Source organism: Paraniabella aurantiaca (genome assembly GCF_050309965.1).
Classification (GTDB): domain Bacteria; phylum Bacteroidota; class Bacteroidia; order Chitinophagales; family Chitinophagaceae; genus Niabella.
The window spans coordinates 530,561-545,732 of record NZ_JBLOSY010000002.1 but is presented as its reverse complement, the minus strand read 5'-3'; the positions used below and the strand labels follow the sequence as shown (position 1 = coordinate 545,732).

Annotated in this window: 10 protein-coding genes; 3 read left to right on the top strand and 7 right to left on the bottom strand. The window is 42.3% G+C overall.

The window, feature by feature from the left end:
• Positions 1-147: 147 nt before the first annotated feature.
• From ACLOAU_RS16870 to ACLOAU_RS16840, 7 genes are all read right to left on the bottom strand, one after another.
• Complete coding sequence (locus ACLOAU_RS16870; protein WP_427863074.1) at positions 148-501, bottom strand: hypothetical protein; 354 nt, start codon at positions 499-501, stop codon at positions 148-150.
• 613 nt (positions 502-1,114) lie between these two features.
• Complete coding sequence (locus ACLOAU_RS16865) at positions 1,115-3,934, bottom strand: FAD-binding and (Fe-S)-binding domain-containing protein (RefSeq protein ID WP_427863073.1); 2,820 nt, start codon at positions 3,932-3,934, stop codon at positions 1,115-1,117.
• 145 nt (positions 3,935-4,079) lie between these two features.
• Positions 4,080-4,334, bottom strand: a complete 255-nt coding sequence (locus tag ACLOAU_RS16860) for a hypothetical protein (RefSeq protein WP_427863072.1) — start codon at positions 4,332-4,334, stop codon at positions 4,080-4,082.
• A 115-nt stretch (positions 4,335-4,449) separates the two neighbouring features.
• Positions 4,450-4,701, bottom strand: coding sequence for a hypothetical protein (locus ACLOAU_RS16855; protein ID WP_427863071.1), 252 nt, complete (start codon positions 4,699-4,701; stop codon positions 4,450-4,452).
• 195 nt (positions 4,702-4,896) lie between these two features.
• Positions 4,897-6,615 carry a DUF4091 domain-containing protein gene (locus ACLOAU_RS16850; protein WP_427863070.1) on the bottom strand — a complete coding sequence of 573 codons (1,719 nt, stop codon included), beginning with the start codon at positions 6,613-6,615 and terminating at the stop codon, positions 4,897-4,899.
• A 502-nt stretch (positions 6,616-7,117) separates the two neighbouring features.
• The gene (locus ACLOAU_RS16845; RefSeq protein WP_427863069.1) at positions 7,118-7,951 is read right to left on the bottom strand and encodes an SMP-30/gluconolactonase/LRE family protein; all 834 of its coding nucleotides are present in this window, start codon (positions 7,949-7,951) and stop codon (positions 7,118-7,120) included.
• Positions 7,952-8,105: 154 nt separating this feature from the next.
• Positions 8,106-8,699, bottom strand: a complete 594-nt coding sequence (locus ACLOAU_RS16840) for a glutathione peroxidase (protein WP_427863068.1) — start codon at positions 8,697-8,699, stop codon at positions 8,106-8,108.
• A gap of 820 nt (positions 8,700-9,519) precedes the next feature.
• Here ACLOAU_RS16840 and ACLOAU_RS16835 point away from each other — a divergent pair.
• From ACLOAU_RS16835 to ACLOAU_RS16825, 3 genes are all read left to right on the top strand, one after another.
• A complete protein-coding gene (locus ACLOAU_RS16835) occupies positions 9,520-12,705 on the top strand; it encodes a ligand-binding sensor domain-containing protein (RefSeq protein WP_427863067.1) in 3,186 nt (1,061 codons plus the stop codon).
• A 4-nt stretch (positions 12,706-12,709) separates the two neighbouring features.
• A complete protein-coding gene (locus ACLOAU_RS16830; RefSeq protein WP_427863066.1) occupies positions 12,710-13,474 on the top strand; it encodes a response regulator transcription factor in 765 nt (254 codons plus the stop codon).
• 288 nt (positions 13,475-13,762) lie between these two features.
• Positions 13,763-15,118 (top strand): Gfo/Idh/MocA family protein, encoded by a 1,356-nt coding sequence (locus ACLOAU_RS16825; protein ID WP_427863065.1) that lies wholly within the window; start codon positions 13,763-13,765, stop codon positions 15,116-15,118.
• Positions 15,119-15,172 lie beyond the last annotated feature (54 nt).

The following is a 15,172-nucleotide window of genomic DNA, read 5'->3' as shown; positions in this document are numbered from 1 at the left end:
TTTTACAGGCCAGGTAAATGCGCCGGGAGCGTTGGTTTTTGATATACTATGATCATGGATGCATCGGAAAATACGACCCATAAACAGGAATCGTATTTTCCGGAGTGTATTATTTTGATGTATGTTGTTGCAGAGGCTAAAGTGCTTCTACTGCACCGCCTCTACATTTTTGGCGGTGATATAAGTGTTGCCGGCATCGTCTTTCCAAAAGGTTCCTTTTGCTTTTATTTTTTGGCCTGTTTCGAACCGTTTAAATGTGCTTCCTGATTTTTGCATGTTTGCCAAACTGATAGTTACGATGTAGCTTTTATTATTTTTATCGTTTACAGTTGCCATATACCCGTCCTTACCATTTTCGATCTTTACAATTGCTCCGGTAATTTCGATTTCTTTTTGCTCCGCTGTTTGAGTGGAGGTCGCCGCTACTTTTTTCTGATTATTACATGAAATAACTGCTCCTGCTGCTATCAACAATCCTATCGATATAAAAAGATGTTTCATTATTATTTTTTTCAAAGATATTGGTTCAGGCAAATTCGTTGCATACAATTCTGTTAAGTAACAATTCCACGCGGCGCCATACCTCTTTTTGCAGATGAACAGGTGGTTATTTAGGGAAATATTGCGGTGTACATAGTTATCACTCCTACAAAACTTCTGCCTTTTTAACAGCGCGGAAAGAGCAAATATGATTAATAGTACACAAAGGAAACTAACGTCTGGCTGATCATATCGATATGATTTCCCAGGTTACGATAATTGATTTTTTTATGAATTTGTTCCGTTAAGGTATTTTTGTATATGGGTGATCCAAGTCATCGCCCATATCGTCATCCTACCATTTTTGAGGTGTATACATGGACTTTTGAACGAATTACAGAATGCAGGCTTTATTATTAAACTTAAATTTTAAATAAAAAATATATTTATTTAAAAACCAAGTATTTATATAAAATAATATTGTTTTAATATTGAGATATTTTTACGATTTATCGATCATTATATATCAAGTGTCAGCCAAAAATAAAGTAGCATCCAAACAGTGATAAATTTTAAAAGAATTAAATCAATATTAATTTAACTTAAACATTTTAAGTTACTGTATTTAATTATCTTAAAGACATTCATCTGCCAGATTAAATATAGATTGATAGTTCTTATCCGTGTTATCAGACATGGCTATTTCACATGTTTTTGACGAGGAATAGCAACCGTCCAGTTTTTTATCTACTACATCCGCAGCCTCCAATGCAGTGGCCGATTTTGTTAGTTCGGGAAATAGAAAGCCCCTGTCTCCCGCCATTCCGCAACATCCGGCGAAGATTGGAATCGTTACTTTATGAGAAAAGAACTCAGCCACTTTTCTAAACTTATCATCCAAACCCGGTATTTTATAAGAAGAGCAAACCGGGTGGAGTGCGATATGATTCTTTCGTTTTACGCTTCCGGCCCGGGGCAGAATGTACTCGTACAGGTAGTCGATGCTGTCGATGATCCGCATTTTATCGAACCTGTTCCTGTTTTCCTCGGACAAGGCAGGCCTGCAATTTAACAAGGTATAAGTGCAGGAAGTGATATCTAAAACAATGGGATATACACCCTCGTTGGTATGTTTCCATAATTCAGCCATAGTAGCATTGACCATATGCGTATATGCATCGCTGAAGCCTTTTGAAGAATAGATCTGTCCACAACAGTTTTTCCCGCTGTTACCAGCCAATACTACCCCAACCCCCACTTTATGCGACACACTGATAAACCGCTCCATCATACCAGCTTTAGGATTCAGCTTATCGCCCATCACCCTCGAAATGCAACTGGCAAAATATACTACTTTGGTGGTGGCATCTATACCTGATATATCTGCCGCCCTGGCTGACCGTGCACCCGTAAGCTGGGGAGACCATAAAGGAAATGAGGGAGCTACTTTCTTCATCAGCCTGGTGGCTTTAGTCATGGTATTAGCACCGAAGGTATGGTTGACAGCTGTTCCAAAACGAACGGCTGTTTGTACCGTTTTCAATACAACGCCAAAATTCTTACTGGTCATCAACGCTAACTTATTGTTCCAGGAAGAATGATTCTCTCGCCGAAGCCGCTTCACCAGGTCGCCCGTATTGATATCTACCGGACAAACGGTAGCGCATAAACCATCGACCGCACAGGTATCCAGTCCCTGGTATTGATACTGGTCTAACAGCTTTTTGTAATCGTTGTCTCCTTCCTGCTTTAACTTAACCAGCTCACGTCTCACCACTATACGTCGCCTGGGTGTTAACGTGAGGTCCCTGCTGGGACATTTGTGTTCACAAAAACCACATTCAATGCATTTATCCACTTCACTTTCTACCGAAGGCAACTCTTTGAGATTGGTGATATGCGCCTGCGGATCGGGGTTGATGATCACCCCGGGGTTCAAAATATTACAAGGATCAACGAGATTTTTTACTGTCTTCATGATCTCATAGATCTCACCACCCCATTCGGTTTCCACAAAAGGGGCCATATTTCTGCCGGTACCATGTTCAGCTTTTAAAGCTCCGTCGTATTTATTCACCACCAGGTGTACCAGTTCCGCCATAAACTGTTCATAGCGTAATACTTCGGCCTCAGTGTTAAAGGATTGCGTAACTACGAAGTGAATATTGCCATCCTTCGCATGTCCGAATATAATGGCCTGGTGGTAATCAAACTTTTGAAATAATTGCTGCAGATCAACAATAGCATCTCCCAGCATCGCAACAGGGAAGGCCACATCTTCCAGTATGACTGTAGTACCACTTTTCCTTACGGCTCCCACCGACGGGAACATACCTTTTCTCACTTTCCATAAAAGCGCCTGTTGTTGCGGAATACTGGTAAAAGCCGGTTGTTCCAATAGCGAAAACCCATCTGCCTGTTCTTGAAAACGGGCTAGGCTGTCGTTTAGATGCTCTTTGGAAGGAGCCCCGTATTCAACTAAAAGCGCTGCAGCAGTATCGGGTAAATCTTTAATAATAGTGGGCAGGCCCGGCACATGCTCTACCGACCTGAGAGAAGCCCGGTCCATTAACTCTATGGCAACGGCACCTGTCTCACTTATAGGAACAATGGCCTGGCAGGCTGTATATATATCGGGGAAGTATAATAAACCGGTTGCTTTTTCGGGATAATCCGGCACGGTTTGCATCACCGCTTCTGATATAAAACCCAGGGTACCTTCGGCCCCTACCAGCAAATGTGCTAATATGTCTAAGGGTTCAGCATAATCAATAAAAGCATTAACAGAATAACCAACTGTATTTTTAGTGCGGTATTTTTTCCTGATCTTATTATAGATCTGCTCATCGCCTAAAACCTGCTGCCGTATAGTAGCCAACCGGGCAAACAACCCAGGACATTCTTTCGAAAAACGTGCATAGTCTTCCTTTACTTCAGTACTGTAAGTTTTTCCATCGGGAAGTGTGAAGCGCAGGTATTTAACGGTATGATAGGAATTATTGGATACCCCGCAACACATACCGCTTGCATTGTTGGAGATGATACCGCCCACCATAGCAGCATTGATACTGGCCGGATCCGGACCGATCTTCCGGCCATATTTTTTTAAATACACGTTCGCTACAGCGCCAATTACGCCAGGCTGCACCCTGATAGAAGCACCTTCATTTTCTACCACAGCTTTTCTCCAATACTGACTTAAGTCTACCAGTATACCATCGGTTACCGATTGCCCGGAAAGACTGGTACCGCCGGTTCTGAACACGACCGGTATATTTTGCTCATGGGCGAGTTTAAATAAACGAATCACTTCCTCCTCCGAAACCGGCAACACTACAGCTCTCGGGCGCAGGTTGTAAAAGCCCGCGTCTGAGGCGTAAGCCACCAGGTCAATCAGGGTCATTTTTATCCGGTCTGAAGGAAATATATCTGCCAGCATTAGATCCAGGCTCATAGTTATAATAGTAAAAGATATCAATATTAAGAAGGTAAGGGCGATGAAAGCCGCTACCGATGCAAAATGCCATCAAATTTCCGACATTTCGGATAAATGTATGAAAATTTGAAAAACAACAGGCTTGTATTTGGTAAAGGTGCCGTTAAGAGACTTTTATGGTACAAATATCATTTGAGGGCGCATCAGCATAGAGCGGCATGATTTCCTCAAGGGTGGCATAGGCAGTAAAATGACGCGTAAAACTGAGCGGATTGATCCTTGCCTCAACATAAAAATCATCGACCTTAAACAAGCGGTAAGTGATATCCTGTTGATGACGCTCGGCAATAAGCTTGCCTCTCCAAATGGCTTTGATCCTGGCTATTTCAGGGGCTTCTATAAATTTCTTGATTGTCATGGCTGCTTGGTCCTGAAAGCAATGTACGAAGCAAGGCTATTATCCTGGTTTGTAATTATTAAGAACTTATACACTTCAATAAAAATTGAAGTGTTTGATATTCGCCCGGTGAGATCTAAAACAGTGAATAATTAAGAGATGCCGGCTCGGGCAGATAAGGACGCATTGCGTTATGCTCATCTTCGATCGGCCGGAAATCCCTGGCAAACCCCAGCAGCGGGTTTATTTTGGCTTCTACAAAAAACTCATCAATCTTAAAAAGACGATACGTGATCTGCTCTTCTTTACGCTCAGCAATCAATTTGCCGCGCCAGATCGCCTTGATCTTACTCATCTCAGTTGCGTTAGTAAATTGCTCGAGGGTCATCTTCCGTTTAAATTGGAGAGCAAAATACAAATCAAAAGAATTAGTCAATTCCCCTGTTACTCAGAACTTATTAACGATTTAGATTAAATTAATAATACAATTGATGTGTGTCGAAAACGGCCATGTAACAATTGCTAATATAAAAAGCCAGACCATGTGACTGATCCGGCTTTGGTCTCTTCTTCTGTGATTGAACTAGTTCAACAGATGTTTATACTTTTCTACCATTTGCTGTGCAGACTGCTGTGATAATTTCTCTATAGTAAAAGTTTGCAATGCAGCTTCCAGTTCTTTTAATTTTATGGTTTCATTTTTCTCCCCGTATAATTTTCGTAGTGCATTTATTTTTTCAAAATCCTGGATACCTTCGATCAGTTTTTCAAAGCGAACCGAGGACAAAGGTCCCGGGTAAACCTGGTAAGTGTCGCCGGCAGGCCATGTAATAAACCGGCTGTCGGTTAAAGGAGAGCGTGTCCAGCTGTTATAGGCCCAGCGAAGATAGCCGTCCATGCGGGACGCGGCTGTATACCAGCCTGCCCAAACGGATTCGTCAGGCGGCGAAAAGGTAAACATATTGGGGTACTTCTCAGTGCAGCAGGTGTACCAGGTGCTGGTTTTGCCTGCCTGTTTACGTTCTTTCAAAATGGCATCAGGAAAGGTGCATTTAGATGCTACACAATAGTCATAAATATCCTTTTCAATTTCAGCATGCCACTCTCCTGCCAGCGATATCTTCCATTCCGGATCAATAGTTTTCAGCAAACTAATAACAGATTGCATGGCCTTCATGGGGCGTTCATCCATTGCAATAGTAGTAATGCCGAACCAGCCTTTTTTCTTTAAGTGACGGGTAAAATCAATCAACATCGTTCTCCAGAAATCGTTGTACTCCGGACTTCCTATGGCCCCGGTGAAGAAGGCATCTTTTTGCAAAGACGCATCATAGTATTTAAAAGCTATTTTCCAGGGCACCATACTGTAACAATTAATTCTGTTTTTAATCCCGCAGCTCATTACAAAGTCGATGTATTGATCAAATAAACTATAATCATAGCTCCATGTTCCGTCTTTTTTCTTTGTCCACTGTATCAAACCCGGATAATCGTCATAGGTTTGATGTCCCCAGGGTTCATCTACAATACTGGCGGTAATAACCTTTTGGCCTGCATTGGCCAGCATTGTATAGTATTTGCGCATCCGTTCAAAATGTGCATTGCTCCAAAGCTTATCATCATGCACTCTGGCTATGGCCGCCGGATGTTGCCAGTAGTCTAATTGAAACCTCCAGTCTTTAGGAGCAGGCAGGGTCCGGTCAACTACTGTCAATATTACCTGCAACGGATAGGCAATGCCGGCATTAACAGTTATTGTACCATAGTATTTACCGGCCGGAAGTGTTTCAGGTATATGTATGGTGAGCCAAACCGGCTGGGTTGTATTTTTTTGAATATCGACTACTTTAAGATCAGTATTGATAATATCTGCTACCATTGAAGAATCAAAATCAACCGGTTTGCGATGACCACAACCATCCCGGAATTCATCCGTCATTACATATTGTACGAAGCCAACCGAAATGTGTTCTTTTTTAAGTACATCGCCCCGGCTGCTTTTTAAATTGCCGGCAACAACATTTATGGCTTTTAAGTCTTTTTTGGAATAGGCTATTATCTGTGTATGTACTTTTTCATTTTTCCATCCCGATACCTCCCAGGTATCCGTTTTTGTTTCCCGGGGAGGAAGCTCCCTCGCATAGCGTGTTCCTGAAGAAGCAAATTGAACGTTCACGTCTTTTGGAACGTTCTTCCACATTTGAGCGCGCTGAGCTTCACTCAGTTTGGGCGCTTTTTGCAGTTCAAGACTTACATCCTGCGAAAAGCCTTTTAAGAAAAGCAGCCCAAAAAATAATAACATCTTTGTTTTTAGCATAGCAATCTATAGTATTTGATTAGTCAGAAATCATCTGGGTTTTTATTCTGTGAACCCAATCCAGGCGCATATAACCAGCCCCTCCCTTTAATGCTTGCTTTGGCTAAGCATTGGTTTTAAGGAATTTAGTTTAGGGCCTCATTCCCATTTACCTCCAACATCCCTAAATTAGGGCAAAACCTGTAGACCTTATTGTGCTATCGATTGCACATTTTAGGCGTCACCACGAATCGTTAAAAACCTGTTAATCTGTTTAAACGTTTAAACATTGTTGCTATATTTGTGTCATAAAGACACGACATTTAAATTTTTCTCATAAGCAGTTAGTTTTGGTTTAAAATCCTGTGTTTCCACACGGGATTTTCTTTTTTCAGTATATGAGAGGTGTACACAAAGAAAAACCGGTACATGCCCGGCAATCTTTTGTCTTTTGGTGTGGCTGCAAGTTTGATAAAGCTAACTAGTACTTTTACAGTAAGCAATTACATTATTTAATTGACAGCTTATAAGCAATAACACTGTTTTGATTAAAAGTTGGAATATAGATAATACCCGCTTTAGCATTATAGCCCAGATCAGCCGTATTCATTTGCCCCTGTACATCCTGTAGCTTATGTAGTTCACCGCTGGCTTTTATATGGTAAATGATACCTGGCCAGCAAGTGGCGATGAAATCTCCATTGGCCAGCTGCTCCAGCCCGTCCCCCGACTTTTCCAAACCTTTGGCCAAAACGGTTATACGTTTTTTTTCATCAACCTTTATGAGCTCGGTGCTGGCTAATACGTAGAGATTTTTATTGATCCATTTTAACCCGTTAGGTCCCTTTACATCCCGCAGATACACTTCCTGTTTGCCATCTTTAATACGGTGAATCTTATTGGTACGGGTATCTGAAATAAATACCACCCCTTTCGCATCTACAGTTACATCATTTAAAAAAACGGCGCTGTCAATTTCCAGTTTATTAAGAATTTTCCCGCTCGGGATATCGATACTTACCAATGCCGTAAGATCGGCTACAAAAAGTACATTTTTATAACGGGCAAGTCCTTTGGGCGCATGTAATCCTTCCACCCAGGTTTTATTTTTGATGCTTCCGTCTGTACCCAGTATCGCGATGCCACCTTTACCATCTTTCTTATTTCCCTCACCGTCTATAAGGCTTACGAAAAGCTGGTCTTCTTTTTCGCTGTAAAGTACAGACTCAGGCACCGGTAATTGCGGGGTTTCCCATATTTTGTTTAAAGAAGATTGTGCATTTACAAAAGTGATGCTTAAAGCAAAAGTGGTCAATAGGGTAATTGATTTTTGGACAAACATTGTTTAATATTTAAAATTGCTGCTGCAAGGGCAACAACAGGCTTACACAAAGCAGGTAAGTGCCGAAGTTATCGATACTTGCCCATACGTTCAAATACCGTCGGTAATTTTTTAGCTGAGTCCGCAGCGCTTTAAATGATCAGCGAACCAGCGGTTAATCCTCAGCCTCGATCCATTTAATAATCTCCGGATCTTCCGGATCTGTTTTGGGAGAAAAATGTTGTACCAGCTTACCAGTTTCATCTATCAGGTATTTCTGAAAATTCCAGGTAATGGCAGAGCTTTCTACACCATTCAGATTTTTGTTCGTCAACCATTGGTAAACCGGGGCCTGGTTCTTCCCTTTTACTTCCACTTTTGCAGCCATTGGAAACGATACACCGTAATTGCGCTGGCAAAACTCCGCAATATCTGCATTGGTGCCCGGCTCCTGAAACAGGAAATCGTTGGAGGGAAAGCCGACGATGATCAACCGGTCACCGTATTTTTTATACAGGCTTTCCAGCCCTTCATATTGCGGTGTCAGGCCACATTTGGAAGCGGTGTTCACTACCATGATCTTTTTACCTTTAAAATCTGCAAAATCTATGGTAGAGCCGTTTAAAGCCGCAACTTTAAAACGATGAATGGAGCCTGATTTTAAACCGGCATTTTCTTTCACATTACCATTGGATCTCAGGTAATAGGCAAAACCGCCGGCAATGGCCAGTAGCAGAATGATGATGGTGAGGATCATTTTTGTACGCATTAATTATGGGGATAACAAAACCAAAAGGGTCAAACAAAATTAGTCAAATTGCCGGCAATACTTGCCAAATGATCTTATAGGGAGTAATTCAAATTTTCGCTAAGGTCATGACCTCCCGTGCCGGTACGCCCGCCTGACCGGAACGGGCAGGGACGGGGAGGCATCTGCTAAATAGCAGCGGTTTGCCCGTGGCGGCGGACGCATCAGTCATTAATAATAAACAGGTATCAAAATTATTATTACGTGTAGTTTACCCTCCCCTTCCAGCCAGTGAGGACACTGGCCAGGGCTATGTCGAGGTTTTTGTCTCACAAACCAGTCGGACGCATTTCAGTAAAATTGATGCCGGTTTGTTATAATATATCACCGCCATGCAGCGATACCTCCTTTATAACTATTCTTTTACTAATATATCGCAGCTACGGTGCTTTGATTATTGTGATCATTGCCGCATAGCGGCATCGTATTACTAGAGGTCATAATAATTCATTAGTTACCGGAGCTGCGTAGCAGTGATATATTCTGTTTCAAACAAATAGGAATTGATGCGATCGCTCTGTAGACTGCCCCACAGGCGCGAAAGGACCAACAAAAGGAGCTATAGCATAGGCAAAAATTTGAATTGCATCATCTTATATGGCATCAACCGGGCAGAATACTTTATTCAATGTTTTGTCTTTTTGTGCCAAATTTAAAAATCGGTACCCGCAGCGCCGCTGTTGTAGGCATAACAATATGAAATTTAATGCAGACCAGCTTTAGGCCTGACAGACAGTCCCTTTTTTATAAAGGCCATTTGATATATTTGGATCAACGAATTATGCGCCGTTTCTATTATTTTTTTGTTGGCTTCTTCTTACTAAAGCTTATCGCTTCATCCTGTTACGGGCAGTATTATTTTAAACATTACCAGGTTGATGATGGGCTGGTACATAATGCGGTCATTACTATCCTGCAGGATCGGAAAGGTCTGATCTGGATGGGAACACGAGGCGGCGGCTTAAACCGTTTTGACGGGTACACTTTTAAATCCTTCAATAATAAGAACAGTAAGCTGGGTAATATTGGCAATAATATTATAACCACTATTGTTGAAGATAGCAAGGGTATGCTATGGATAGGTACCGGTAAAGGCATTTTTAAATACGATCCCTACCAGGAGGTTTTTACAGAGCTTGAGATGGCATCGCAAAGCTATATCAGCCACCTGGTGATAGATCATAAAGATAAGTTATGGTTTTTGTCGGGGTACCGGCTTCATCAGTATGATCCGGTGCAAAAGAAAGTGACAGACTTAAAGGTACAGGCATCCTGTATTGCGCTCGACCAGCAAATGAACCTTTGGGTGGGCAGCGATGATGGTACTATTGGCATATACCGGCAGCCTGAAAAAACAATCGGTTATGTAAGAATAGTGGGCCAGGAAGTGGCGCCGGATCTGCGTTCCATAAGTAAGATATATGCGATGAACGCGAACGAGTTGATGATCGGTTGTTTTAAGCAGGGCTTAAAGACTTACAATATCAAAACCGGACAGGTAAAATCTTTACCCCTTACTCCCAATAAATATGCATCCATTTATGTAAGAGATATTATAAAGGGATCGGAGCAGCAATACTGGGTGGCGACCGAGTCGGGTATCTATATCTATGACATGGCTTCCGGTAAAACGGAACATCTTCGCAAAAGAGCGGGCGACTCCTACTCTATTGCAGACAATGCGGTGTATACCTTTTGCAAGGATAACCAGGACGGCATGTGGGTGGGCACTTATTTTGGAGGGTTAAACTATTATTCCAAAGAGAACTCGAAGTTTAAGAAATATTACCCCCTGCCTGGTGTTAACTCTATTTCGGGCGATGCGGTAAGGGAGATCGTGCCGGATGCCAAAGGCCATCTCTGGATAGGTACAGAAGATGCCGGTATCAATCAATTCGATCCGGCTACCGGCCGGTTCATTAATTATACAGCTACCGGTAAACCAGGGGATATATCTTACCCCAATATTCATGGCTTGCTGGCATGGGGCAACCAGTTGTTTGCGGGTCCGTTTTTTCACGGCCTGGAAATAATGGATATCCGAACCGGTAGGGTTACTGAAAGGTTTCCCCAGGTAAAAGACAGTGGCAATGCCACCAGTGATTTCGTCTCCAGCATTTATCTCACCAAAGACAGCACTTTGCTGATCGGTACCGCGTACCATGGTTCAAGTCTCTTTACTTATGACCGGAAACTCAAAACTTTTAAAAGCGTACCGCAAATACCTTTTAATGTGTACACTTTTGACATAAAAGAAGACAGCCAGGGAAATATATGGACGGGCAGCGTATCGCAAGGGGCCTTCTTTTATAATCCCAAAACCGGGAAGCAAGGCAATATCCGTTTTGGCAATAAAGTAAAAAATAAAATGGTTGATGAGTTTGCGGTATACAATATTATGGAAGACAGTGATCACACCCTTTGGTTTGCCACCAATGGAGGCGGTTTGATCAGGTTGAGCAAAGACCATCAATCTTTTAAAAGGTTTACTGTAAAAGAAGGCTTACTCAGTAATGTAGTATTTAGCATATTGGAAGATGATGCAAAACGTTTATGGGTGAGCTCACTAAAAGGATTGATATGCCTGGACAAACGGACAGAGCAGGTATGCATGTATACGCGCTCCAATGGGTTGATCACTGATCAGTTTAATTATAATTCGGCCTACAGGCATGTGGATGGCACTATGTATTTCGGATCAGTAAAAGGTATGATCTCTTTTAATCCGGCACAGCTTGGTCAAAAACATGCTAGTCCTCCTACTTATATAACAGGCTTTCGGGTTAACAGCAAAGAACTGGTGCCTAATGAGTCCAATAGTCCATTAACACGCTCCATCTTATATACTGATACTGTTGTACTTGCATACGATCAGAATAATTTCAGTATCGAGTTCGCCGCACTCAACTATGCATCGCCCGATGTTACCCGTTATAAATTCAGGATGGAGGGGCTGGATAACGCCTGGACCTACCTGAACACTAACCGGGATGCTTATTTTACTGACCTGGCACCGGGTAATTACACTTTCGTTGTTCAGGCCGAAAGCAATACCGGCAATTGGGTGGGCCAGGAAAATGAAATTTTTATTAAGATCCTTCCACCTTTCTGGAAAACCAATATGGCCTACGTTTTCTACGCTTTACTGTTAACAGCCATCTTATATTTCTCTATTCGATACTACCAGAACTACCTCGATCGAAAAAATCATAATAAGCTGATGCTGTTTGAGCATGAAAAAGAAAAAGAAATTTACCAGGCAAAGATTGAGTTCTTTACCAATATTGCGCATGAAATACAAACGCCACTTACATTAATCATGGGGCCTATTAAGTGGGTGGTAAAAAAAGTAGATGATCAGCCGGAAATCAAGAAGAGCCTTGTTTTGGCAGAACGCAATGCACACAGGTTAGCCGAATTAACCAACCAGTTGCTCGATTTCAGGAAAACAGAGGCCGACCAGTTTGGATTGAGTTTTGTGAAAACTGATATTTCGGCTTTGTTAACGGAACAAATAAATAACTTTAAGGCCGAAGCAATAAAGAACGGGGTTCAATTAGAGGCGAACTTTCCGCCCGAGCCTGTTGTTGCTTTTGTAGATATCGAAGCCCTGGTTAAAATTTTATCCAACCTGCTATCGAACGCATTGAAGTATGGCAGTAGCCAGGCTAAAGTGATGATGCATCCTGTAGGTGAAGCGGACGACTATTTTGTTATTCAATTTATGAATGACGGGAAAGGCATACCCGAAGAGTTCAGGGATCGCATCTTCGAACCTTTTTTCCGGGTGCGTGGTAATGAAAAGCCGGGTACAGGTATTGGTTTGTCATTAGCTAAATCGCTGGCAGACCTGCATTACGGTAGTATTCGTTTGCGATCGGGTGAAACCAATTTAATTATTTTCGAACTGAAGTTGCCGCTGCGACAAAAAATTGAGTTTAAATTAAGCAGCTGGAAAAAGAAGTAGTTACATGACAGAAAGTATACTTATTGTAGATGACAACGAAGACATATTGGAATTCCTTTCCCAGGTATTAGGCGATACCTATATCCTGCACCTGGCGACCAATGGAGAAGTTGCACAAAATATTCTTGACAATGAAACGGTGCATTTAATTATATCTGATATAATGATGCCTGGTATCGATGGTTTTGATCTCTGCAGATTGATCAAATCAAAAGTTGAATACTGCCATATCCCGATCATTTTATTGACTGCCAAAAATACCCATAAGGCGCATATCGAGGGTTTGGAAGTGGGCGCTGATGCCTATATACAAAAGCCTTTCTCACCCGAGCTTTTACAGGTGCAGATTGCTAATCTTTTAAAAAACCGTTTAAAGATCAAGGAACATTTTGCCAGCTCTCCCTTTGAAGATGTGCGTGTAATGGCACATTCCAAAACTGATGAAGCCTTTTTAAAAAAGCTGGATGATTATATCAGAACCAATATCAAGGATCCTAATATAGATATTGATGACCTGGCGGAACATATGTTCATGAGTCGCACTACTTTTTACCGGAAGATAAAGTCATTGTCTTCTCTTTCTCCCAAAGAGCTGATCGATATTACCCGGCTGAAAACGGCAGCCGGCCTGATTGCGCAAAATGAATTTTCGCTGTTCCAGATATCAAAGATGGTCGGTTATAGTTCGCAAAGTCTTTTCAGCAGAAATTTCCAGAAGTATTTCAAAGTGTCTCCTATAGAATACCTCAATTCATTACCCCGGGAATAGCAAGGGCTTATGAAGATTGCCGGTTTAATGGTAACGTAAGCTATCAGAGCAATAGGTAATACAAATACCATGTTCAATCATTTGCGTATTTGTTCCAAAAAGGGGTATTGTTTTAGTTTTAAAATGTTGTTTTTCAGATGTATATAGTTATGATAGCCAAAATATCATTGATCATTTATCGGTTTCCTGCCCCGTTTTTACTAATTTCATCCCAAATTGTTTGCATGCCATGAATGTAAATGCAGAGCAATTGCCATCTTATTGACCACTCAAACTAGTATCAATTCAATGAAAAATTCGCGTCGCAATTTTATCAGGCAGGCTTCCATAGCAGGCGCCGGGGTGTTAGTGTCCAACAGTGTATTCAGCGCAAAAAGTTACAACCGTATTATCGGTGCTAACGACAGGGTGCGTGTTGGTGTGGTTGGTTTTTCTGACCGCCATCGCTCTTCGCACATGCCCTGCTTTATGAACCATTATAAAGAGCTCAATTTTGAAGTAGTGGGTGTTTCCGATATATGGAAACTGAGACGTGAGCAGGGTGCTGCCATGTGGAAGGAAAAAATGGGCAACGATGTGAAGGCCTATCGCAATAATGAAGAGTTATATGCAAGTAAAACTGTAGATGCGGTATTTATAGGCACTGCAGATTTTCAGCATGCGCTTCACACTATTGAAGCGGTAAAAGCAGGTTGCGATGCTTACGTGGAGAAGCCCTTTGCTGAAACCATGGAAGACAACAGGGCTGCTTTGAAAGCCGTTAAGGAAACCGGCAAAATTGTGCAGATCGGTTCCCAGCGCCGTAGTGGTACCAATTACCATGCTGCTAACGATTTCATCCAATCGGGCCAGTTTGGGCCTATTACCATGGTTGAGTTAACCTGGAATGTGAACCAGCCCGGGCGCTGGCGTCGTCCTGATGTAGTAAAGCAGTTAAAAGAAGCCGATACCGATTGGAAGCGTTTTATCATGAACCGCCCTTATGAAAAATTTGATCCGCGTATCTACCTTGAGTATCGTTTGTTCTGGCCTTACTCCTCCGGTCTTCCTGGTCAGTGGATGAGTCACCAGATTGATACCGTGCATTGGTTTACCGGCTTAAAACATCCGCGCAGCGTAGTAGCCAACGGCGGTATTTACCAGTGGAAGGATGGTCGCAGAAACTGGGACACCCTACTGGCTGCTTTTGATTACGGCCCGCTGGATGATCTTTCGAAAGGCTTCCAGGTTACTTTCGGATCCAGGATGCATAACGGCGATGAGCGTCCGGCGGAGATCTATTATTCTAATGGCGGTGAGTTAAACCTGATCACTAATAAAATATCGCCCCAGGGTGGTCTTACCGAAAAGATGGCTGCAGCCATGGGTATGAAGGCTAACCTCCTGCCCAAAATCAGCCTGCCTAATAATGAGCAGGTAGTAGCTTCGGCCAATACCGGCGGAGATGTGCTTACCTCTAACCACGTTCGTAACTGGATGGAGTGCATACGCAGCAGGAAGCAGCCTAATGCCCCGGTGGAAGCGGGTTACAGCCATAGCATTGCCAATATCATGACCACCGCTGCGGCACATACGGGTTCCAAAGCCACTTTTGACGAGAAAGCGCAGGAAGTAATGGTGAACGGTAAAGTTTTTAAATACTAATTGCGATCACAGACAATGACACATTTATTTTACAACACGAAAAAATATACATAT

What these genes read in the sequence shown, in the direction of transcription:
- ACLOAU_RS16840 (WP_427863068.1), bottom strand. Translation starts at nt 8,699, where the DNA reads ATGCGTACAAAAATGATCCTCACCATCATCATTCTGCTACTGGCCATT.
- ACLOAU_RS16865 (WP_427863073.1), bottom strand. Translation starts at nt 3,934, where the DNA reads ATGAGCCTGGATCTAATGCTGGCAGATATATTTCCTTCAGACCGGATA.
- ACLOAU_RS16855 (WP_427863071.1), bottom strand. Translation starts at nt 4,701, where the DNA reads ATGACCCTCGAGCAATTTACTAACGCAACTGAGATGAGTAAGATCAAG.
- ACLOAU_RS16860 (WP_427863072.1), bottom strand. Translation starts at nt 4,334, where the DNA reads ATGACAATCAAGAAATTTATAGAAGCCCCTGAAATAGCCAGGATCAAA.
- ACLOAU_RS16830 (WP_427863066.1), top strand. Translation starts at nt 12,710, where the DNA reads ATGACAGAAAGTATACTTATTGTAGATGACAACGAAGACATATTGGAA.
- ACLOAU_RS16870 (WP_427863074.1), bottom strand. Translation starts at nt 501, where the DNA reads ATGAAACATCTTTTTATATCGATAGGATTGTTGATAGCAGCAGGAGCA.
- ACLOAU_RS16850 (WP_427863070.1), bottom strand. Translation starts at nt 6,615, where the DNA reads ATGTTATTATTTTTTGGGCTGCTTTTCTTAAAAGGCTTTTCGCAGGAT.
- ACLOAU_RS16825 (WP_427863065.1), top strand. Translation starts at nt 13,763, where the DNA reads ATGAAAAATTCGCGTCGCAATTTTATCAGGCAGGCTTCCATAGCAGGC.
- ACLOAU_RS16835 (WP_427863067.1), top strand. Translation starts at nt 9,520, where the DNA reads ATGCGCCGTTTCTATTATTTTTTTGTTGGCTTCTTCTTACTAAAGCTT.
- ACLOAU_RS16845 (WP_427863069.1), bottom strand. Translation starts at nt 7,951, where the DNA reads ATGTTTGTCCAAAAATCAATTACCCTATTGACCACTTTTGCTTTAAGC.